Genomic DNA, 20,776 nt, shown 5'->3' with positions numbered 1-20,776 from the left:
TTCTCCTCAGCCCAGGCGCAGGCGACCGGCGCCGACCAGCCAGCTGTAGACGACGTACAGGATCAGCGTGGCGAACAGCAGCAGGCCGCCGAGCGCCGTGGCCATGCCCCAGTTGATGGTGCTGTTGGTGAAGAACGCGACGAAGTAGCTGACCATCTGGTCGTTCGGGCTGCCGAGCAGCGCCGGGGTGATGTAGTAGCCGATGGACAGGATGAACACCAGCAGGCAGCCGGCGCCGATCCCGGCGACCGTCTGCGGGAAGTACACCCGCCAGAAGCTGGCGAACGGGTGGCAGCCCAGCGAGATCGCCGCGCGCATGTAGGTCGGCGAGATGCCCTTCATCACGCTGTAGATCGGCAGGATCATGAACGGCAGCATGATGTGGACCATGGCGATGTACACGCCGGTACGGTTGAACACCAGTTGCAGCGGCTGATCGATCAGGCCCAGCTTGAGCAGCGCGCCGTTGATCAGCCCGCCCGACTGCAACAGCACGATCCAGGCGGCGACGCGCACCAGGATCGAGGTCCAGAACGGCAGCAGCACGAGGATCATCAGCAGGTTGCTGGTGCGCGTCGGCAGGTTGGCCAGCAGGTACGCCAGCGGATAGGCCAGCGCCAGGCAGATCGCGGTGATCACCGCGCCCATCCAGAAGGTCCGCGCGAAGATGTCCAGGTAGATCGCCTGGTCCGGCGTCGCCGGCGCCACTTCGCCGAGGTCGTCGATGCGGTGGTCGACCGCGGCGAGCAGGTAGAACGGGGTCAGGCTGCTGGCGTTGCGACGGATCGCCTGCCAGTAGGCCGGGTCGCCCCAGCGCTCGTCGAGCGCCTCGAGGGCGTCCTTGTAGGAGGCCGGCTCGCTCTTGAGCGGCAGTGCGCGGGCGGTCTTCGCCATCAGGCTGCGGTAGCCGGCCAGCTCCATGTTCAGACGCTTGGAGAGATCGCCGATGGTCTGGTTCTTGCGCGCCTCGGCGAGGTCGGTGGCCAGCGCCTGGTAAACCGGCTCATCGGGCAGCGCCTTGCCGTCCCAGCTGGCGATGGCCTCGACGGTGCGCGGCAATGCGCCAACCACTTCCGGGTTGTTCAGACTGCGGTAGAGCAGCGCGACCATCGGCACCAGGAAGGTCAGCAGCAGAAAGATCAGCAGCGGCAGGATCAGCGCCTGGGATTTCAGGCGGTTCATCCGCTCGGCACGCGCCAGGCGCTGCTTCAGGGTTGGCCCGGTGGCCTCGGTCAGGGGTACGGCGATGGCCATGGTTACTCCACAGGGTTTGCGCGATGAATGACGCCGGCGGCGCTAACCGCCGGCGTGGAATGCAGTTGCAGGATGGGTCGGGCGCAGCGATACCCGTGCCGCCACCACGATGGGTATCGCACGCTCAACCCATCCTACGCAGGCACTCGCCGCTTACTTCGCGGCCCAGGCGTTGAAGCGCTGTTCCAGTTGCTCGCCGAAGTCGGCCCAGAAGGCGACGTCCATGGCGACCTGATCCTTGATGTTCTCAGGCGTGGTCGGCATGTTCTTCAGCAGCGCCTTGTCCAGCAGCGGCACCGCCTGGGTGTTGGCCGGGCCGTAGGCGATGTTTTCCGAGTAGGTCTTCTGCTGCGCCGGCTGCACCGAATAGGCGATGAACTTGGCCGCTTCGTCCTGGTTCTTCGCGCCTTTCGGAATAGCCCAGGCGTCGAAGTCGTAGATACCGCCGGTCCACACCACCTGCAGGTTGCTCTCCTTCTGCACGGCAGCGATGCGGCCGTTGTAGGCGGAACTCATCACCACGTCGCCGGAGGCGAGGAATTGCGGCGGCTGGGCGCCGGCTTCCCACCACTGGATGCTCGACTTGATCTCGTCGAGTTTCTTGAAGGCGCGGTCCTGGCCTTCCTTGGTGGCGAGCACCTTGTAGACGTCTGCCGGAGCGACGCCATCGGCCATCAGGGCGAATTCCAGGGTGTACTTGGCGCCCTTGCGCAGGCCGCGCTTGCCGGGGAATTTCTTGGTATCCCAGAAATCCGCCCAGCCGGTCGGCGCGCTCTTCAACTTGTCGGCGTTGTAGGCGAGTACCGTGGACCAGACGAAGAAGCCCACGCCGCACGGCTGGATGGCGCCGGGAACGAAGTCTTCGGCCTTGCCGAACTGCGCCGGATCGAGCTCCTCGAAGAGGCCCTCGTCGCAGCCGCGGGCCAGTTCCGGCGACTCCACTTCCACCAGGTTCCAAGACACGCTGTTGGTGTCGACCATGGCTTTCACCTTGGCCATTTCGCCGTTGTACTCGCCGGCGATGATCTTGTTGCCGGAGCTGCTCTGGTAGGGCGCGTAGAAGGCTTTTTCCTGCGCGGCCTTGTTCGCCCCGCCGAAGGAAATCACCGTGAGGTCGGTAGCCATCGCGTGGGCCGCACAGGTCATGCCGAGGGCGAGGGCAGTCAGTTTCAGGCGGTTGGACATGTTCTTCTTCTCTCCTAGCTGCTAGTGGGATGAAACGTGACGCCTCACCGCTACTCGGCGGCGAGCGGGTCCAGGGCGCGGACATGCTCGACGTGCCAGCCCAGCGGCAGCACGTCGCCCACGGCCAGGCTCGGGTCGAGTTCGGCGATCGGCTGCTTGACGAAGAAGTCGGCGTTGCCGCAGACCTCCAGGCGGATGCGCACGTGATCGCCGAGATAGATGAACTCCACCACGCGACCGGAGAAGCGGTTCGCGCAGTTTTCGCTGGTGCCGTTCAGGCGAACCCGCTCCGGGCGGATCGACAGGGTGACCGGCTCGCCGGGCTCGCCGACGTTCACCGCCAGCGCCTCGACCTTCTCGCCGCGTGCCAGGGCCACGGTGCAGCGATCGCCCTCGCGGCTGAGCAGCTTGCCGTTGAGCCGGTTGTTCTCGCCGATGAAGTTGGCGACGAAGGTGTTGCGCGGGAATTCGTAGAGTTCGCGCGGCGGGGCGATCTGCTGGATCTCGCCCTGATGGAACACCGCCACGCGGTCGGACATGGTCAGCGCCTCGCCCTGGTCGTGGGTCACGTAGACCACGGTGACGCCGAGGCGCTCGTGGATGTGCTTGATCTCCATCTGCATGTGCTCGCGCAGCTGTTTGTCCAGCGCGCCGAGCGGTTCGTCCATCAGCACCAGCTGCGGCTCGAAGACCAGCGCTCGGGCCAGGGCCACGCGCTGCTGCTGGCCGCCGGAGAGCTGCGCCGGGTAGCGATGGCGGAAGGCGTCGAGCTGCACCATCGACAGCGCGCGCTTGACCCGCTCGCTGGCATCGCTGCGGTTCATGCCGCGCACCGAGAGCGGGAACGCGAGGTTCTCGGCCACCGTCATGTGCGGGAACAGCGCGTAGTTCTGGAACACCATGCCGATGTCGCGCTTGTGCGGCGGCACGTTGTTCAGGCTGCGCCCGGCGAGGAGGATCTCGCCGTTGGTGGGCGTCTCGAAGCCGGCCAGCATCATCAGGCTGGTGGTCTTGCCGGAGCCGGACGGCCCGAGCAGGGTGAGGAATTCGCCTTTGCGAATGTCCAGGTTGAGGTCTTTGACGATCAGCGACTCGCCGTCGTAACTCTTCTGCACACCGCGAAAACTGACCAGTGTGTCGCTGCCTTGAATCTCGGCCATGAACCGCACCCTTCTCTCTGTCGTATGCCGTGAGCAGAGACTAGAGAAGCGCGCCGCGCGGAAAAATCGGGCTCCAGGAGAGATTCGCATCAGCCGCGCGGAAGAGGCCTTGTAGGCATCGCCCTACAGTACGAAAGGACAATCGACGCACGGCGAATACCGCGCAGCCACCGCCGCACCGCTCTCCCGCAGGTGGGCTTCAGCCCACCTCTCACAAGGACATCGGCGTATCGCGTGGGCTGAAGCCCACCCTACCGTTACCCGCCAGATTGGTACGGCCGAGCAGGCCGTTGGGTGGATCGCGCTTCATCGATCCACCGGGCGGTGCGACGGCGGATGAAGATCACCGGCTACGCGCCCCGGGCTGCGCGCCCCGATCTACCCTGCATCGGAAGGGGCATCGGGTGGGTCGGTGTGCGAGCAGGCCCCAAGCCGGCGTCAGACCAGCTTGTGCTCCATCGCGTAGCGCACCAGGTCGGCCACCGAATGCGCGCCGAGCTTCTGCATCAGCCGCGCCTTGTGCGTGCTCACCGTCTTGCCGCTGACCGCCAGGTGCTGGGCGATCTCGTTGACGCCTTCGCCGCGCGCCAGGCGCTCGAACACCGAGAACTCGCGCTCCGACAACTGCGCGTGCGGTGGTCGCGAATCGGTCAGGCCGACCTCGAAGACCATCCGGTCGGCCAGCTCCGGGTCGATGTAGCGCCCGCCGGCGGCGACCTTGCGGATCGCCGTGAGCAGCAGCGCCGGGTCGCTGTCCTTGGTGGCGTAGCCGGCGGCGCCGATCTTCAGCGCCCGCGCGGCCATCTGCGCCTCGTCGTGCATCGACAGCACCAGCACCGCCGGCGGCCTGGCCAGTGCGCGAATCCGCGGGATCGCCTCCAGGCCATTGACGCCGGGCATCGAGATGTCCAGCAGCACCACCTCGCAGGGCGTCTGCCGCAGCACGTCCATCAACTGCTCGCCGTTGCCCGCTTCGCCGACCACCTGCAGGTCCCTGGCCAGGGCGATGAGCTGCTTGATGCCCTCGCGGACGATGGTGTGGTCTTCAGCCACCAGAACCCGAATCATGCGATTTCCTCGTCCAAAGCGACCCGCACGCTGAGGGTCGTGCCCTCGCCGGGGCTGCTGTCGATGTGCAACTGGCCGCCTAGGATCAGCATACGTTCGCGCATGCCGACCAGGCCGAAAGATTTGCCCTGCCCGGCATTCTCGCCGAAGCCCTGGCCGTCGTCGCTGACGCGCAGGCACAGGCAGCCCTGCTCGACGCTCAGGCGCACCTCGACGGTATGCGCGCGGGCGTGACGCATGACGTTGGTCAGCGCTTCCTGCAACACGCGGAACAGGCCAATGGCCTTGGCGTCGGACAGCGGCGGCAGGTGCTCGGGCACCTCGACCAGGCAGGGAATTCCGCTGCGCGCCTCGAAGCGCCGCGCCTGCCACTCGATCGCCGAGGCGATGCCGGCATCGAGGATCGGTGGGCGCAGCGCGGTGGCCACGTCGCGCACCAGCTGGAACAGCTGGGCGATCAGCTTTTTCATGCTCTGCAGCCGCTCGCGCAGGCCGCTGTCGAGGTCGGCGTAGGCCAGTTCGCACATCGAGGTTTCCAGCTTGAGCACGGTGAGCATCTGCCCCAGCTCGTCGTGCACCTCGCGGGCGATGCGCGCCTTTTCCTCCTCGCGCACGCTTTCCAGGTGCGCCGACAACTGGCGCAGCTGGGCGCGGGATTCGGCCAGTTCGAGCTCGATACGCTTGTTCGCGCTGATGTCCCAGACCACGCCGTCCCACACGGCGCGACCGTCCTCGAAAAAGCGCGCGCCGGCCTTGATGTCGGCCCAGCGCAGCGAGCCGTCGCGGGTCAGGATGCGTCCCTGCCAGTGCCAGTCGCGGTCGTTGTCCAGCGCCGCCTTCTGCGTCGCGCGGTAGTCGTCGAGGTCATCGGGATGCACCAGCCCGCGAATCCCCCGGCCGCGCTCGATCAGCTCGCTCGCCGCGTAGCCGACCAGCGCCTCGCTGCCCTCGCCGATGAAGGCGAACGCGGCCGGCGCCTGGGCGTGCGGGCGCTCCAGGCGGAACACCAGGCCCGGCACGTTGGAGGCGATGCCCTTGAGCCGCGCCTCGCTCTCCTGCAATGCGGCGAGGGCCCGGCGGCGCTCGGTGACGTCGCTGAGGAACACCACCAGGTATTCCGAATCGGCGAAGCGCAGGAAGCTCAGCGACACGTCGGTCGGCAGCCAGCCGCCATCCGCGCGGCGGCAGGCGGTCTCGAAACTCAGGCCGCCGCCTTCGTCGCTGCGCGCACGGCGCCACAGGCCGAGCCAGCGGTCCATGTTCAACTGCGGATCGAAATCACCCAGCGGGCGCTCCAGCAGGGCGCCGGGCGGATAACCGAGCATCGCCTCGGCGGCGCGGTTGGCGTAGCGGATGTGGCTGTCCCAGTTCACCCAGAGGATGCCGACCGTGCTCTGGTCGATGGAGAACTGGGTGAGGCGCAGCGCTTCCTCGGCGGCTTCGCGCAACTGGATCGCCAGGCGTGCCTCGGCCAGCCGTTTCTCCAGCCCGCGCTGCTGGCGACGCTGCCAATAGACGAGAAAAGCCGCGCAGCAGAACAGGATGCCGAGCAGCAGGCTGAGGTTCTGCCAGAAGCCGGGCGACTCGCCGAGCCGCGCATAGCGCGGTTGCAGCCAGCGTTCGTGCAGCTGCTCCAGATCCTTGGCCGGCAGGCTGCGCAGCCCGGCGTCGACGATCGCCGAGAGCTGCGGCCAGTCGCGCCGGCTGGCGACGCGCAGCAACTGCGGAAAGCCGACATCGCCGACCACCGCGAGCCCGGCGAACTCCGCCTCGCGGGACAGCCGGCCGAGCTGGGCCTCGTCGACCACGGCGTAGTCCACCTGCCGCTCGAGCAGCGCCCGCAACGCCTGGCGCTCGTTGTTCACCGCGACCTGGGCGATGGCGGGATAGGTGTCGCGCAGGTAATCGCTCACCGCGCTCGGCTGGCGCAGCGCCACGCTGACGCCGACCAGTTGCTCCATGTCCACCGCCGCGCCGCCCTCGCGCTCGCCGACCAACAGCTGCGGCACCCGCAGGTAGGGATCGGAAAACAGCCACAGGCGCAGCCCGGCCGGCGTCTGGCTGAGGCCCGGCGCGATGTCGATCTGCCCAGAGCGCAGGCCGCGCTCCAGGGCCGCGGCGTCCGGATAGCTGCGCCAGCTCAACTGCACCTGCAACGCCGCCGCCAGTTGGTTCATCAGCTCGACGTTGAGCCCCGACAGCTGCTGGCGGCGGCGATCCAGCTCGGCATACGGCGCCTGCAGCACGATGCCGACGCGCAGTTGCGGATGCTCGCCCAGCCAGTCGCGCTGCGCGGCGCTCAGCGGCGGGTGCGCCGGCGCCGCCGCGGCGATCGCGGAAAGCGGCAGGCAGAGGACAAGGAGCAGCGAAAGCAGGCGGATCATGCGCGGGTTACCAGGACGGGCAGCCGGCATAGATTACTCCAGAGGCCGCTGCGCCTGACAAATCACCGGCGCGCCAGTACGCTGGGGCATCACCCACTCGCCCGTCCGGACCGCCGATGTCGCGCTCGATCCTGCCCCCCTTGTGCATCGCCCTGCTGCTCGGCGCCAGTGCCGTTCGCGGCGCGGAACCCGCGGCCGCGCCCGCCCCGCCGGTGGAGCGCGCGTCCCTGGAAGAACGCAGCCAGGACGAGGCCATCGCCCTGCAACGACAATTGCCGACGGCAGAGCAGCAGCAGTTGGAGGCTGGCGGCGAGCGCTTCCTCGCGCTCTGGAAGCCGGCCAACAGCGCCACCCCGAGCGGCCTGGTGATCCTCCTGCCCGGCGAGGGCGAGCACCCCGACTGGCCGCGGGTGATCGGTCCGTTGCGCAGCAAGCTGGCCGACGCCGGCTGGCACACCCTCAGCCTGAGCCTGCCCGATCCGCTTGGCGACCCGTTGCCGGCGCGCGTGCCCGAAGCCATCGAGCCGGCGAAGGAAGGCGAGGCGGCAAAAACCGACCCACCGCCCGCCACCGGGGAAACGCCGCCCGCCGCCTCCGCGGAGGATCAGCGCAAGGCGCACGGCGAGCGGGTCATGGCCCGCATCCAGGCGGCCCTCGACTTCGCTGCCGGCAAGCAGGTGAAGACCGTCGTCCTACTCGGGCACGGCAGTGGCGCCTTCTGGGCGGCGAGTTTCCTGGCCGAACGCAAGCCGGCGCAGATCCATCAGTTGCTGATGGTGGAAGCCTCGGTCCCGGCCGGCTACGCACCGCCGCTGGAGGAACTGGTGCCGCCGCTCAAGCTCGCCACTGGCGACATCTATTACAAGGACCGTTACGCCGACGCCGCCCTCGTGCGGCGCCAGGCCAGCAAGCGCCTGCAGCATCCGGCCTACGCGCTGATCGGCCTGGACGCCCTGCCGGCCAACCCCGACGCCGAGCAGGAGCAGCTCGCCCGACGCATCCGCGGCTGGCTGACGCGCAATGTCGGGGAAGCCAAGAAGTGAGGCGTGCGTTCTGATGGGTGCGCATGGCGCGCACCCTAGGCCAAGTAGCGCCGCGCCGTAGGGTGCGCCGCGCCCTCCCTATCACGGCAGTCGATATGCGACGCTCCGTCAACGACTGAGCGGTAGGGTGCGCCGCGCGCACCGTAACGCACACACCGAAGCAGCGCGAAACTCGCCTAACGAAGTCCCTGCCGCTCGCGCAGCAGCGCATAGGCCGCATGCAACTCGCGGGTCTTTTCCGTGGCCTGGCGAACCTGGGCCTCACTGGCGCCGCCACCGGCCAGCTTGTCCGGGTGATGCTGGCTGAGCAGCCGGCGGTAGGCGCGCTTGATCACCGCCAGGTCGCTGTCGGCGGGAATGCCGAGCAGCTTCAGGGCGCTTTCGTAGGTGTTCAACGTGCGCGGCGAAACGCCACCGGGAGCACGCGTCTTGCGCGGCGGCTGCAGGTCCTCCACCTCGGCGGCGGACAACCCGAGCCAGCGCCCCCAGAGCAGGATCAGCTCGCGTTCGCGCTCACCGAGCTTGCCGTCGGCCAGCGCCATGCGCCAGCAGGCGCGTAGCAGCTCGCGCACCCGTTCCTGGTCGCCGCGCAAGCGCATCAGCGGTTTGCGCAGGCCCAGCTCGTCGCGCTTACCCCGCGAAAACGCGGCGATCGCCCGTTTCAAGGCCGCGGCGTCCAGCCCCAGCCGGCGCATCTCCGCCCGCGCCTGCTCGATGTGCACTTCGAGCACGCGGCCTTCGCTCTTCGCCAGCCGCCCGAGCAGGACGAACAGCAGCTCCTCGGGTGGCAGCGCCGCGCCGCCGAGATGCTCGCGCAGGCCGGCCCAGGAGTCGATCTTCAGGCGCCGGTCCAGCACCTGGCCGAGAACCGCGCCGAGCAGCGCGCCCGGAATGCTCGCCACCGCCCAGCCGACGCCGGCGCCCAGAAAGGTGATCGGCCAGAAGAACACCTCAGCCCCGCGCCGCAAGCAGACGCTCGACATCGGCCAGGCGCTCGTGGGTGCCGACGTCGACCCAGCTTCCGGCGTGCCGCTCGCCCGTGACCAGCCCCTCGCGCAGCGCCTGGCGCAGCAACGGCGCCAGCTTGAAGGCGCCGTCCTCGCAACCGAGGAACAGCTGCGGGTCGATCACCGCGATGCCGCTGTAGGTCAGGCTCTCGCCCTCCTGCGCGTCGCCGACCAGGCCGTCGTGCAGGCTGAAATCGCCCTGCGGATGGTGCGCCGGGTTGTCCACCAGAAGCAGGTGGGCCAGGCCGTCGAGCGGCTTGCGCAGGGCGGCGAAATCGAAGTCGCCCCAGACGTCGCCGTTGACCAGCATGAAGGGACGATCGCCCAGCAGGGGCAGCGCACGGAAGATGCCGCCACCGGTTTCCAGCGGCTCGCCCTCGGCGGAATAGCGGATCGTCACGCCGAAGCGCGCGCCGTCGCCGAGGTAGTCCTCGATCTGCTGGCCGAGCCAGGCATGGTTGATCACCAGTTCGCGGAAACCGGCAGCCGCCAGCGCGCGTACGTGGTACTCGATCAGCGGCACGCCGCCGGCACGCACCAGCGGCTTGGGCGTGTGCAGGGTCAGCGGACGCAACCGCTCGCCCTTGCCGGCGGCGAGGATCATCGCCCTCATTGGCGCGTCTCCGGGTTCGGCAGGCTGGCGATCAGTTCGCCGAGTTCGGCCAGTTCCGGTCGCCGCGCGACCACCGCCTCGATGTAGCGGAAGAAGCGCGGCACGTCGCCGAGGTAGCGCGGCTTGCCGTCGCGGTGGCAGATGCGCGCGAAGATGCCGATCACCTTCAGGTGACGCTGCACGCCCATCAGGTCGCTGGCGCGCAGAAAGTCGTCCAGCTCGGCCTGCACCGGGATGCCGGCGGCGCGGGCGCGCTGCCAGTAATCCTCCAGCCAGCCGCGCACGCGTGCTTCCGGCCAGCTGAGGAAGGCGTCCTTGAACAGGCAGGTGATGTCGTAGGTGACGGGGCCATAGACGGCGTCCTGGAAATCCAGAACACCGGGATTGGGCGTGCTGAGCATCAGGTTGCGCGGCATGAAATCGCGGTGCACCAGCACCTTCGGCTGCGCCAGGGCGCTGTCGATCAGCAGCGCGCTGATGCGCTGCCAGGCCGCCAGGCGTTCGCCGTCGAGGCTCACGCCCAGCTCGTGCTGCAGGTACCAGTCAGGGAAGAGCTGCAGCTCGCGGCGCAGCAGGGCGTCGTCGTAGTGCGCCAGATCGCCGTCCAGGGGCAGCCGCTGGAGCGCCAGCAGGGCCTGCAGGGCATCCTCGAACAGCGCGTCGGCGTTGTCCGGGTCGATCACCTCGAGGTAGGTCTGCCGGCCGAGATCGTCGAGCAGCAGGAAGCCACGCTCGAGGTCGGCGGCGAGAATCTTCGGCACGTGAACACCGGCTCCGGCGAGCATTTGCGCCATCCGTACGAAGGGCCGGCAGTCTTCCTGTGGCGGCGGAGCGTCCATCAGGATCAGGCTGCGCCCCTCGCTTTCCCAGCGAAAGTAACGCCGAAAACTGGCGTCGCTGCTGGCGGGCGTTAGCCGTCCTCCTCCCGGAGGAGCCCAGCCCAGGTGGGCGCAGGCCCCGGGAAGGCACTGATCCAGCCAGGCGCTTATTTGTTGCAGACGTACATCTTCATCGGGCATTGCAGGGCTCTCCGACGGCGCTAGCCGTTGCGCGGGTCATGCTTTATTATCCAGCATCTTTTTCAGCCCATCGAGAGGCGTGCGGCCCCCCGCGGCCGATGGCGCGCAGGAAGCCTGGATTAATAAGATGGCAGTAAAGTCCCCCGCGTTTCGCAAGAAGTTTCCTCTGTTGGTGTCCGCAAGCCTGTTGGCCCTGCAGCCCGTCGCTACCCAATACGTTGTCGCCGCCGAGCAATACGATTGCCAGGCTTCCGCCGGTAGTTGGGCCTGCGCACCCAAAAGCGAGCCGGCGAACCTGCCTCCACGCCCGGTGCACAGCAACTCGGCGGTCAGCTCCACCGTCGGCACCACGGCCGCCGAGCCCGCGACGGCCGCTGCGGCGCAACCCGCGAGCACTCGCCTGGTAACGGAGAACAAGGGCAAGGTGCTGACGGCGCGCAGTGCGGACTACAGCCATATCGACTGGGTGCCGCGTGAAAAGCTCACGCCTGCCCAGTTGGCCGAAGCCGGTCCTTACTGCGCCGGCGCCTATGTCGAGCCGCTGCGCCCGGGCATGGATGACAAGACGCCGCTGAGCGAAGCGCCGCTGTTCGTTTCCGCCAAGGCCTCGCGCTACGAGCAGAACGAACAGGTCGCGACCCTCGCCGGCGACGTCGTGCTGCGCCAGAGCCACCTGCAGGTCGAGGCCGACGAGGCCAACCTGCGACAGCTGGAAAACAAGGGGGAGCTGGTCGGCAACGTCCGCCTGCGCGACAACGGTGCCCTGGTGGTCGGCGATCGCGCCGAGCTGCAGCTGGACAACGGCGAAGCCAAGATCGAGAACGCCGAGTACGTGCTGCACAAGTCGCACATCCGCGGCAGCGCGCAGTACGCCAAGCGTGAAGAGACCGCGATCATCCGCCTGAAGGACGGTACCTACACCCGCTGCGAACCGGGCGAGAACACCTGGTACCTGAAGGGCAACAACATCACCCTGAACCCGGCATCCGGTTTCGGCACGGCGACCAACGTGACCCTGCGGGTGAAAGACCTGCCGGTGTTCTACACGCCGTACATCCAGTTCCCGATCGACGACCGTCGCCAGTCCGGCTTCCTCCAGCCGAGCATCAGCAATTCCAGCGACACCGGTTTCTCGCTGCTCGCGCCGTACTACTTCAACCTGGCGCCCAACTACGACGCCACGCTCTATCCGACCCTGATGACCAAGCGCGGTCTGCAGATGGAAGGCGAGGTCCGCTACCTGACCAAGAGCACCGAGGGCCAGGTCGGCGCCTCCTTCCTCAACGACGAGGAGGACCAGCGCAAGAACCAGTCGGAATACGAAGACACCCGCTGGATGTACAGCTGGCAGCACAAGGGCGGCCTGGATACTCGCCTGCTGAGCGAAGTCGATTACACCGAGATCAGCGACCCCTACTACTTCCAGGATCTGGAAACCCAGCTCGGCATCAACACCGGCGACTACCTCGACAAGCGTGGCACCCTGACCTGGCGCGGCGACAGCTACACCGCCCGCCTCAACGTGCAGGGCTACGAGCGCGCGACCGTCACCGACATCACCCCGTACGAGCGTCTGCCGCAACTCACCCTGAACGGCACCCTGCCGTTCCAGCCGGCGGGCCTGAACTTCTCGTACAACACCGAAATCGTCCGTTTCGACCGCGATCTGCGTAGCGGCTTCTTTACCAACCGCGATGACCAACCCGAAGCCTGGTACGACAACAACCTTAAAGGTCTAGCCCGTTCCGACGGCACCCGGATGCATGTCGAGCCAGGTGTCAGCCTGCCGCTGAACTGGGCCTTCGGCTATGTCAAACCGTCGGTCAAGTACGCCTATACCCGCTACGATCTGGACATTGACCAGCAGGGTCGGGACACACTGCTTGCCGGGGAAAGCTTCCACGACAGCGTCAGCCGCAGCGTGCCGATCTACAGCGTGGACAGCGGCCTCTACTTCGACCGCAATACCCAGCTGTTCGGCAATTCCTACCGCCAGACCCTGGAACCGCGCCTGTTCTACCTCTACGTACCCGAGGAAGACCAGACCGACATTCCGGTGTTCGACACCAGCGAGAGCACCTTCAACTATGCCTCGCTGTTCCGCGAAAACCGCTTCTCCGGCAGCGATCGCATCGGCGACGCCAACCAGCTGTCGCTGGGCGTGACCAACCGCTGGATCGAGCCGAACGGCTTCGAGCGGCAGCGCTTCAGCATCGGCCAGGCGATCTACTTCGCCGACCGCAAGGTGCAGATGCCGGGCATCGACTACCGCGACCGCAACGAATCGCAGTCCTCGGTATCGCCCTACGCCCTGGAGTACATGTACCGCTTCAACCGCGACTGGCGCCTGACCTCGGACTTCAACTGGGACCCGGATTCGCGTGAAACCCGCTCCGGCAGCGCGATGTTCCACTACCAGCCGGAAGACAACCCGAACAAGGTGATCAACGCCGGCTACCGCTACCGCGCCGACACCGTGCGCTTCGACCAGGCGTCGGGCACCTGGGGTTACTCGCAGGACTTCGGCACGCCTGGCAGCGCCAACTACATCAAGGACTACTACAAGATCAGCCAGCACGACTTCTCGACCATCTGGCCGATCGTCCCGCAGTGGAGTGTCATCGCGCGCTGGCAGTACGACTACAACCGCAACCGTACGCTGGAGGCATTCGGCGGCTTCGAATACGACAGCTGCTGCTGGAAGCTGCGTCTGGTCAATCGCTACTGGATCGACTACGACGAAGCCAGCCTGAACCCGGACCGCAACGACGAAGCGGACCGCGGCATCTTCCTCCAGATCGTGTTCAAGGGCCTCGGTGGGGTACTTGGCAATGGTGTCGAGACTTTCCTCGACAAAGGCATCGAAGGTTATCGTGAACGTGAAGACCAAGCTTTCTGAGTGTCTGCGCCCGCTGCTGTTGGGCGCAGTGTTTGTCGGTACCCTGGCACACGCCCAGGTGCAATCGCTGGACCGCGTGGTCGCCATCGTCGACAACGACGTGATCATGAAGAGCCAGCTGGACCAGCGCGTACGGGAAGTCGAGCAGACCATCACCAAACGGGGCGGCCAGCTACCGCCCGAGAACGTGCTGGACCCGCAGGTGCTCGATCGGCTGATCATCGAGAACCTGCAGCTGCAGATGGGCGAACGCTCGGGCATCCGCATCGGCGACGACGAACTGAACGACGCGATCACCACCATCGCCCAGCGTAATGGCATGACCGTCGACCAGTTCCGCGCCGCGCTGAAGCAGGATGGCCTGTCGTTCGACGACGCCCGCGAGCAGGTCCGTCGCGAGATGATCATCAGCCGCGTGCGGCAACGTCGCGTGGCTGAGCGCATCCAGGTCACCGACCAGGAAGTGCAGAACTTCCTTGCCTCCGACATGGGCAAGATGCAGCTGTCCGAAGAGCTCCACCTGGCCAACATCCTGATTCCGGTTCCCGACGCCGCGTCGGCGGACGCCATCCAGGCCGCCGAGCGCCAGGCCCAGGATCTGCACGCGCAACTGCTCAAGGGGGCCGACTTCGCCCAGCTGTCCATCGCCCATTCCGCCAGCGAGAACGCGCTGGAAGGTGGCGACATGGGCTGGCGCAAGGCCGCCCAGCTGCCGCAGCCGTTCGACACCATGATCGGTGCGATGAACCCGGGCGAAGTCACCGAACCGCTGCGCACGCCGGGCGGTTTCATCATCCTCAAGCTGGTCGAGAAGCGCGGTGGCGACACCCAGGTCCGTGACGAAGTGCATGTCCGCCACATCCTGATCAAGCCCAGCGAAATCCGCAGCGAAGCCGAGACCCAGCGCCTCGCCGAGCGTCTCTACGAGCGCATCCGCGCGGGCGAGGATTTCGCAGAGCTGGCGAAGAATTTCTCCGAGGACCCGGGCTCGGCGCTCAACGGCGGGGACCTGAACTGGGTCGACCCCAACGCGCTGGTTCCCGAATTCCGTCAGGTGATGACGGACACGCCCAGCGGTCAGGTGTCGAAACCGTTCAAGAGCCCGTACGGCTGGCACGTGCTGGAAGTCCTCGGACGCCGCGCCACCGACAACAGCGCGCAGTTCCGCGAGCAACAGGCGATGAACGCGTTGCGCAACCGCAAGTACGACGAGGAACTGCAAGCCTGGCTGCGGCAGATCCGCGACGAGGCTTACGTGGAAATCAAACTCTGAGGGGCAACCCGCAGCGTTGAGAAAGCCCGGCAGCCGCCGGGCTTTTTCGTTTTCGCGGCCCTCGGGTTTACAGTAGTGCCCCTGCCACCGGAGAGTCCTCCAATGACCGCTCAACCCGTTTTTGCGCTTACCCCGGGCGAACCCGCCGGCATCGGCCCGGACCTCTGCCTGCTGCTGGCCGGGCAGGCGCAGCCACATCCGTTGGTGGCCATCGCCAGCCTCGCGCTGCTTGGCGAACGTGCGCTCCAGCGGGCGCTGAACGTCGAGCTGATTCCCGTCGGGCCGGGCCAATGGCCGAAAAAAGCCGCGCCGGCCGGCAGCCTCTACGTCTGGGATACGCCGCTGCGCGCCCCGGTGAGTGCGGGCCTGCTCGACGCCGCGAATGCGACCTACGTGCTGGAAACCCTGACCCGCGCCGGCCAGGGCTGCCTGACGGGCGACTTCGTCGGAATGATCACGGCGCCGGTGCACAAGGGCGTGATCAATGACGCCGGCATCGCATTCTCCGGGCACACCGAGTTTCTCGCCGACCTTACCGGCACCGAGCAGGTGGTGATGCTGCTGGCCACGCACGGCCTGCGGGTAGCGCTGGTGACCACTCACCTGCCGCTCAGGGAGGTCGCCGATGCAATCACCGCGGAGCGCCTGACGCGCGTCACGCGCATCCTGCATGCCGACCTGCGCGACAAGTTCGGCATCGTCCGGCCGCGCATCCTCGTGTGCGGCCTCAATCCCCATGCCGGCGAAGGCGGTCATCTCGGGCGCGAGGAAATCGAGGTGATCGAACCGACCCTGGAGCAGCTGCGCTCGGAAGGGATCGACCTGATCGGCCCGCTGCCCGCCGACACGCTGTTCACGCCCAAGCACCTCGAGCGGTGCGACGCGGTACTCGCCATGTACCACGACCAGGGCCTGCCGGTGCTCAAGTACAAGGGCTTCGGCGCGGCCGTGAACGTCACCCTGGGCCTGCCGATCATCCGCACCTCGGTCGACCACGGCACCGCGCTGGACCTCGCCGGCAGCGGCCGGATCGACAGCGGCAGCCTGGCAGTCGCGCTGGAAACCGCCTACCAGATGGCTGAAGCCCGCGCCGCGGGGCGCTGAGCAGGCCGTTTCCGGCGGGCTGCGCCCCGGCGAATCGGCGCCCGGGGCAATGCTGCTAAACTGCGCGCCTTTGTCGTTTCGCTTCCGCTCTGGCCTGTCGCCTGCAGCCGAAGCCTGGAGCCTTTTCGCAATGTCCGAGTACCAACACCGCGCCCGCAAACGCTTCGGCCAGAACTTCCTGCACGATGCCGGGGTAATCCACCGCATCCTGCGCGGCATTCATCCCCGCGAAGGCGAGCGCCTGGTGGAGATCGGCCCCGGCCAGGGCGCCCTCACCGAAGGCCTGCTCGGCAGCGGCGCGCAGCTCGACGTGGTCGAGCTGGACCTCGACCTGATCCCGATCCTGCGCGAGCGCTTCGGCAGCCTGCCGAACTTCAGCCTGCACCAGGGCGACGCGCTGAAGTTCGACTTCGCCCGCCTGAGCGATCAGCCGCACAGCCTGCGCGTGGTCGGCAACCTGCCCTACAACATCTCGACCCCGCTGATCTTCCACCTGCTCGATCACGCCGGGCTGATCCGCGACATGCACTTCATGCTGCAGAAGGAGGTCGTCGAGCGCCTCGCCGCCGGCCCCGGCGGCGGCGATTGGGGCCGGCTGTCGATCATGGTGCAGTACCACTGCCGCGTGGAGCACCTGTTCAACGTCGGCCCAGGAGCCTTCAACCCGCCACCCAAGGTCGACTCCGCCATCGTTCGCCTGGTGCCGCACGACGTCCTGCCGTTCCCGGCCAGGGATCATCGCCAGCTCGAGCGCGTGGTCCGCGACGCCTTCAACCAGCGCCGCAAGACCCTGCGCAACACGCTCAAGGGCCTGCTCGATGCCCAGGCGATCGAAGCCGCCGGCGTGGATGGCAGCCTGCGCCCGGAGCAGCTCGACCTCGCCGCCTTCGTTCGCCTCGCCGACAAGCTCTGCGAGCAGACAAGCACCGCCTAACACCCTAGACTCGCCAGAGACACCTTCGAGTTCTTCCGCATGCCCGATCCGCGTTACCACATCGACGTCACGGTGATTTCGCGCTTCCTCCCCGAGCAGTCCCAGCCGGAGCAGGAGCGTTTCGCCTTCGCCTATACCGTCACCCTAAGCAATGCCGGCGAGCTGCCGGCCAAGCTCCTCTCGCGTCACTGGGTGATCACCGACGGCAACGGCAATGTGCAGGAAGTGCGCGGCTCCGGAGTCATCGGCCAGCAGCCGCGCCTGGAACCCGGACAGAGCCACACCTACAGCAGCGGCACCATGATGACCACGCGGGTCGGCAACATGCACGGCAGCTATCAGATGCTGGCCGATGACGGCACGCGCTTCGATGCACCGATCGCGCCCTTCCGCCTGGCGGTGCCCGGAGCCCTGCACTGATGGCGGTGTATGCCGTCGGCGACCTGCAAGGCTGCCTCGATCCGCTGAAATGCCTGCTCGAACGGGTTGCCTTCGACCCGCTCAAGGACCGCCTGTGGCTGGCCGGCGACCTGGTCAACCGCGGTCCGCAATCGCTGGAGACGCTGCGTTACCTGTACGCCATGCGCGACGCGCTGGTGATCGTCCTAGGCAACCACGACCTGCACCTGCTGGCGGTCGCGCACAACGTCGAGCGGCTGAAGAAGCAGGACACCCTGCGCGAAATCCTCGACGCGCCCGACCGTCAGGATCTGATCGACTGGTTGCGTCGGCAGAAGCTCGTCCACCACGATCCGGCGCTCGGCTTCGCCATGGTCCATGCCGGCATTCCGCCGCAATGGACGCTGAAGAAGGCGCTCAAGCGCGCGGCCGAGGTCGAGGAGGTCATGCGTGACGACCAACTGCTGCCGCTGTTCCTCGACGGCATGTATGGCAACGAGCCGGCGAAGTGGAACAGCGGCCTCGAAGGCGTCGCCCGGCTGCGCACTATCACCAACTATTTCACCCGCATGCGCTTCTGCACCGCGGACGGTACGCTGGACCTGAACAGCAAGGAAAGCGCCGACAACCCGCCGCCCGGCTTCGCCCCCTGGTTCAGCTTTCCGGAGCGCAAGACCCTCGGCCAGAAGCTGATATTCGGCCACTGGGCGGCGCTCGAAGGGCGCTGCGACGAGCCGGGCCTGTTCGCCCTGGACACCGGCTGCGTCTGGGGTGGCAGTCTGACGCTACTCGACCTGAGCAGCGGCCAGCGCCATCATTGCGATTGTCAGTAACCGTCAGCGAGCCTCCTATGACCGAGTTCAAACGCATTCCCCCGCAACAGGCACAGACGCTTCGCGAACAGGGCGCGGTGGTGGTCGACGTGCGCGATCCGCAGAGCTTCGCGGCCGGCCACATCAGCGGCTCGCGGCATCTGGACAACTACTCCCTGGCCGATTTCATCGCCCAGGCCGATCTCGATAAGCCCCTGATCGTCACCTGTTACCACGGCAACTCCAGCCAGGGCGCGGCCGCCTATCTGGTCAACCAGGGCTTCGCCGAGGTGTACAGTCTGGATGGCGGATTCGAGCTCTGGCGGCTTACCTATCCCGAACAAACCTCCCAGGCGCACGCTGAATAATTTTTTTGCAATGACGCAATGCCTTGTCCCGCCTGGTCTTCCGCTGCGCGGGGAAGGAGCGCAATATGAGGACAAGCTTCAGCGTTCTTGATCATCGCGATATCGAACTATCCTTCACTGCAGGCCATCCAAATCAGGGGAAAAGCCGGCCCACCGGCTACCGGAGCGGGAGCGACCTTTTAGGTGTACTGGGGGATTGATCGGCCGACTTGTCGACTGATTGCCAGCGCCCGCAAGAGCGAGCTCGCATCGGCTCCGAGCATCGAGCGAGGTGATGTAATGAGTATATTCAGCCACTTCCAACAACGCTTCGAATCCACGCGCCAGGAGGAGCTGTCCCTCCAGGAATACCTCGACCTGTGCAAGCAGGACAAAAGCGCCTACGCCAGCGCGGCGGAACGGATGCTCATGGCCATCGGCGAACCGGAGGTGCTGGATACTTCGGTGGACTCGCGGATGTCGCGGATATTCTCCAACAAGGTCATCCGCCGCTACCCGGCATTCGCCGACTTCCACGGCATGGAAGACTGCATCGAACAGATCGTTTCCTACTTCCGTCACGCGGCCCAGGGCCTGGAAGAGAAGAAACAGATCCTCTACCTCCTCGGCCCGGTCGGCGGCGGTAAATCCTCCCTGGCGGAAAAACTCAAGCAACTGATCGAGAAGGTGCCGTTCTACGCGATCAAGGGCTCGCCGGTTTTCGAGTCACCCCTCGGCCTGTTCAACGCCACGGAGGATGGCGACATCCTCGAAGAGGACTACGGCATCCAGCGCCGCTACCTGTCCACCATCATGTCCCCCTGGGCGACCAAGCGCCTGCAGGAATTCGGCGGTGACATCAGCCAGTTCCGCGTGGTCAAGCTCTACCCCTCGATTCTCAACCAGATCGCCGTGGCCAAGACCGAGCCGGGCGATGAGAACAACCAGGACATCTCCGCGCTGGTGGGCAAGGTGGATATCCGCAAGCTGGAGGAATTCCCGCAGAACGACGCCGACGCCTACAGCTACTCGGGCGCCCTGTGCCGGGCGAACCAGGGCCTGATGGAATTCGTCGAGATGTTCAAGGCGCCGATCAAGGTGCTGCACCCGCTGCTGACCGCCACCCAGGAAGGCAACTACAACAGCACCGAGGGCCTCGGCGCGATCCCGTTCAACGGCATCCTGCTGGCACACTCCAACGAATCCGAGTGGCACACCTTCCGCAACAACAAGAACAACGAGGCATTCATCGACCGCATCTACATCGTCAAGGTGCCGTACTGCCTGCGCGTGTCCGACGAAATCAAGATCTACGACAAACTGCTGATCAACAGCTCGCTGTCCAAGGCCCATTGCGCGCCAGACACGCTCAAAATGCTGGCGCAGTTCTCCACCCTGTCGCGCCTGAAGGAGCCGGAAAACTCCAACATCTATTCGAAGATGCGGGTCTACGACGGGGAAAACCTCAAGGACACCGATCCCAAGGCCAAGTCGATTCAGGAGTACCGCGACAGCGCGGGCGTGGACGAGGGCATGACCGGCCTGTCCACGCGCTTCGCCTTCAAGATTCTTTCCAAGGTGTTCAACTTCGATCCCAACGAAGTGGCGGCCAACCCGGTGCATCTGCTCTACGTCCTCGAGCAGCAGATCGAGCAGGAACAGTTCCCCGCCGAGGTGCGCGAGCGTTACCTGCGCTACCTCAAGGAGTACATGGCGCCGCGCTACATCGAGTTCATCGGCAAGGAAATCCAGACCGCCTACCTCGAATCCTACAGCGAGTACGGGCAGAACATCTTCGACCGCTACGTGCTGTACGCGGACTTCTGGATCCAGGATCAGGAATACCGCGACCCGGAAACCGGCGAGATCCTCAATCGCGTGGCGCTCAACGAGGAACTGGAGAAGATCGAGAAGCCCGCCGGCATCAGCAACCCGAAGGACTTCCGCAACGAGATCGTCAATTTCGTGTTGCGCGCCCGCGCCAACAACAACGGCAAGAACCCGACCTGGCTCAGCTACGAGAAACTGCGGGTGGTGATCGAGAAGAAGATGTTCTCCAACACCGAGGACCTGCTGCCCGTCATCAGCTTCAACGCCAAGGCAAGCAAGGAAGATCAGCAGAAACATAGCGATTTCGTAAGACGCATGGTCGAGCGCGGTTACACCGAGAAGCAGGTGCGCCTGCTCTCCGAGTGGTATCTGCGGGTGCGCAAATCGCAGTAACCTGCCTCAAGCCATAAGCACTGGCTACGCGCCCCCGGGCATCGCCCGTGGG

At 66.3% G+C, this 20,776-nt stretch carries 17 protein-coding genes; 9 read left to right on the top strand and 8 right to left on the bottom strand.

Features of this window, described 5'->3' with window-relative positions:
- Nucleotides 1–6: 6 nt before the first annotated feature.
- The 5 genes from QMX85_RS15710 to QMX85_RS15690 all read right to left on the bottom strand — a co-directional run bounded on the left by QMX85_RS15710 (nt 7) and on the right by QMX85_RS15690 (nt 7,051).
- Entirely contained in the window at nt 7–1,254 is a 1,248-nt protein-coding gene (locus tag QMX85_RS15710) for an ABC transporter permease (RefSeq protein WP_282342389.1), read from the bottom strand.
- A gap of 153 nt (nt 1,255–1,407) precedes the next feature.
- The gene (locus tag QMX85_RS15705; protein WP_282342387.1) at nt 1,408–2,439 is read right to left on the bottom strand and encodes an ABC transporter substrate-binding protein; all 1,032 of its coding nucleotides are present in this window, start codon (nt 2,437–2,439) and stop codon (nt 1,408–1,410) included.
- Between the two features lie 50 nt (nt 2,440–2,489).
- The gene (locus QMX85_RS15700; protein WP_282342384.1) at nt 2,490–3,599 is read right to left on the bottom strand and encodes an ABC transporter ATP-binding protein; all 1,110 of its coding nucleotides are present in this window, start codon (nt 3,597–3,599) and stop codon (nt 2,490–2,492) included.
- 438 nt (nt 3,600–4,037) lie between these two features.
- Entirely contained in the window at nt 4,038–4,667 is a 630-nt protein-coding gene (locus QMX85_RS15695; protein ID WP_282342382.1) for a response regulator transcription factor, read from the bottom strand.
- Nucleotides 4,664–7,051 carry a transporter substrate-binding domain-containing protein gene (locus QMX85_RS15690; RefSeq protein WP_282342429.1) on the bottom strand — a complete coding sequence of 796 codons (2,388 nt, stop codon included), beginning with the start codon at nt 7,049–7,051 and terminating at the stop codon, nt 4,664–4,666. Before QMX85_RS15690 ends, QMX85_RS15695 begins: the two co-directional genes overlap by 4 nt.
- Nucleotides 7,052–7,167: 116 nt before the next feature.
- Between QMX85_RS15690 and QMX85_RS15685 the strand changes: the two genes are divergently transcribed.
- A complete protein-coding gene (locus tag QMX85_RS15685) occupies nt 7,168–8,094 on the top strand; it encodes an alpha/beta hydrolase family protein (protein WP_282342380.1) in 927 nt (308 codons plus the stop codon).
- A 176-nt stretch (nt 8,095–8,270) separates the two neighbouring features.
- Here the strand turns inward: QMX85_RS15685 and QMX85_RS15680 are convergent, their stop codons facing one another.
- The 3 genes from QMX85_RS15680 to QMX85_RS15670 are packed head-to-tail and all read right to left on the bottom strand — an operon-like array spanning nt 8,271 to nt 10,733.
- Nucleotides 8,271–9,077, bottom strand: a complete 807-nt coding sequence (locus tag QMX85_RS15680) for a TerB family tellurite resistance protein (RefSeq protein ID WP_282342378.1) — start codon at nt 9,075–9,077, stop codon at nt 8,271–8,273.
- Complete coding sequence (gene murU, locus QMX85_RS15675; protein WP_282342376.1) at nt 9,046–9,714, bottom strand: N-acetylmuramate alpha-1-phosphate uridylyltransferase MurU; 669 nt, start codon at nt 9,712–9,714, stop codon at nt 9,046–9,048. Before murU ends, QMX85_RS15680 begins: the two co-directional genes overlap by 32 nt.
- On the bottom strand, nt 9,711–10,733 hold the full coding sequence (locus QMX85_RS15670) for a phosphotransferase (protein WP_282342374.1): 1,023 nt from the start codon (nt 10,731–10,733) through the stop codon (nt 9,711–9,713). Before QMX85_RS15670 ends, murU begins: the two co-directional genes overlap by 4 nt.
- Nucleotides 10,734–10,860: 127 nt before the next feature.
- Here QMX85_RS15670 and QMX85_RS15665 point away from each other — a divergent pair, with 127 nt between their 5' ends.
- The 8 genes from QMX85_RS15665 (at nt 10,861) to QMX85_RS15630 (ending at nt 20,724) form a co-directional block, all read left to right on the top strand.
- Nucleotides 10,861–13,632 carry an LPS-assembly protein LptD gene (locus tag QMX85_RS15665; RefSeq protein ID WP_282342372.1) on the top strand — a complete coding sequence of 924 codons (2,772 nt, stop codon included), beginning with the start codon at nt 10,861–10,863 and terminating at the stop codon, nt 13,630–13,632.
- Complete coding sequence (locus tag QMX85_RS15660) at nt 13,613–14,905, top strand: peptidylprolyl isomerase (protein ID WP_282342427.1); 1,293 nt, start codon at nt 13,613–13,615, stop codon at nt 14,903–14,905. Before QMX85_RS15665 ends, QMX85_RS15660 begins: the two co-directional genes overlap by 20 nt.
- Nucleotides 14,906–15,007: 102 nt before the next feature.
- On the top strand, nt 15,008–16,009 hold the full coding sequence (gene pdxA, locus QMX85_RS15655) for a 4-hydroxythreonine-4-phosphate dehydrogenase PdxA (protein WP_282342370.1): 1,002 nt from the start codon (nt 15,008–15,010) through the stop codon (nt 16,007–16,009).
- Nucleotides 16,010–16,139: 130 nt separating this feature from the next.
- Nucleotides 16,140–16,943: a 16S rRNA (adenine(1518)-N(6)/adenine(1519)-N(6))-dimethyltransferase RsmA gene (gene rsmA, locus QMX85_RS15650; protein ID WP_282342368.1), complete on the top strand. Its 804-nt coding sequence runs from the start codon at nt 16,140–16,142 to the stop codon at nt 16,941–16,943.
- Between the two features lie 39 nt (nt 16,944–16,982).
- On the top strand, nt 16,983–17,363 hold the full coding sequence (gene apaG, locus QMX85_RS15645; protein ID WP_273234171.1) for a Co2+/Mg2+ efflux protein ApaG: 381 nt from the start codon (nt 16,983–16,985) through the stop codon (nt 17,361–17,363).
- Nucleotides 17,363–18,175, top strand: a complete 813-nt coding sequence (locus tag QMX85_RS15640; protein WP_282342364.1) for a symmetrical bis(5'-nucleosyl)-tetraphosphatase — start codon at nt 17,363–17,365, stop codon at nt 18,173–18,175. The genes apaG and QMX85_RS15640 overlap by 1 nt, the downstream gene beginning before the upstream one ends.
- Before the next feature lie 17 nt (nt 18,176–18,192).
- Nucleotides 18,193–18,522 carry a thiosulfate sulfurtransferase GlpE gene (gene glpE / locus QMX85_RS15635; protein ID WP_090225076.1) on the top strand — a complete coding sequence of 110 codons (330 nt, stop codon included), beginning with the start codon at nt 18,193–18,195 and terminating at the stop codon, nt 18,520–18,522.
- A 279-nt stretch (nt 18,523–18,801) separates the two neighbouring features.
- Nucleotides 18,802–20,724 carry a PrkA family serine protein kinase gene (locus QMX85_RS15630; protein ID WP_273234167.1) on the top strand — a complete coding sequence of 641 codons (1,923 nt, stop codon included), beginning with the start codon at nt 18,802–18,804 and terminating at the stop codon, nt 20,722–20,724.
- The last annotated feature ends 52 nt before the right edge of the window (nt 20,725–20,776 follow it).

The organism is Pseudomonas sp. PS02288 (assembly GCF_029959715.1).
GTDB lineage: Bacteria > Pseudomonadota > Gammaproteobacteria > Pseudomonadales > Pseudomonadaceae > Pseudomonas_O > Pseudomonas_O kuykendallii.
Note: the sequence above shows the minus strand (reverse complement) of the source record. Positions and strands in the feature narration are given on the sequence as shown.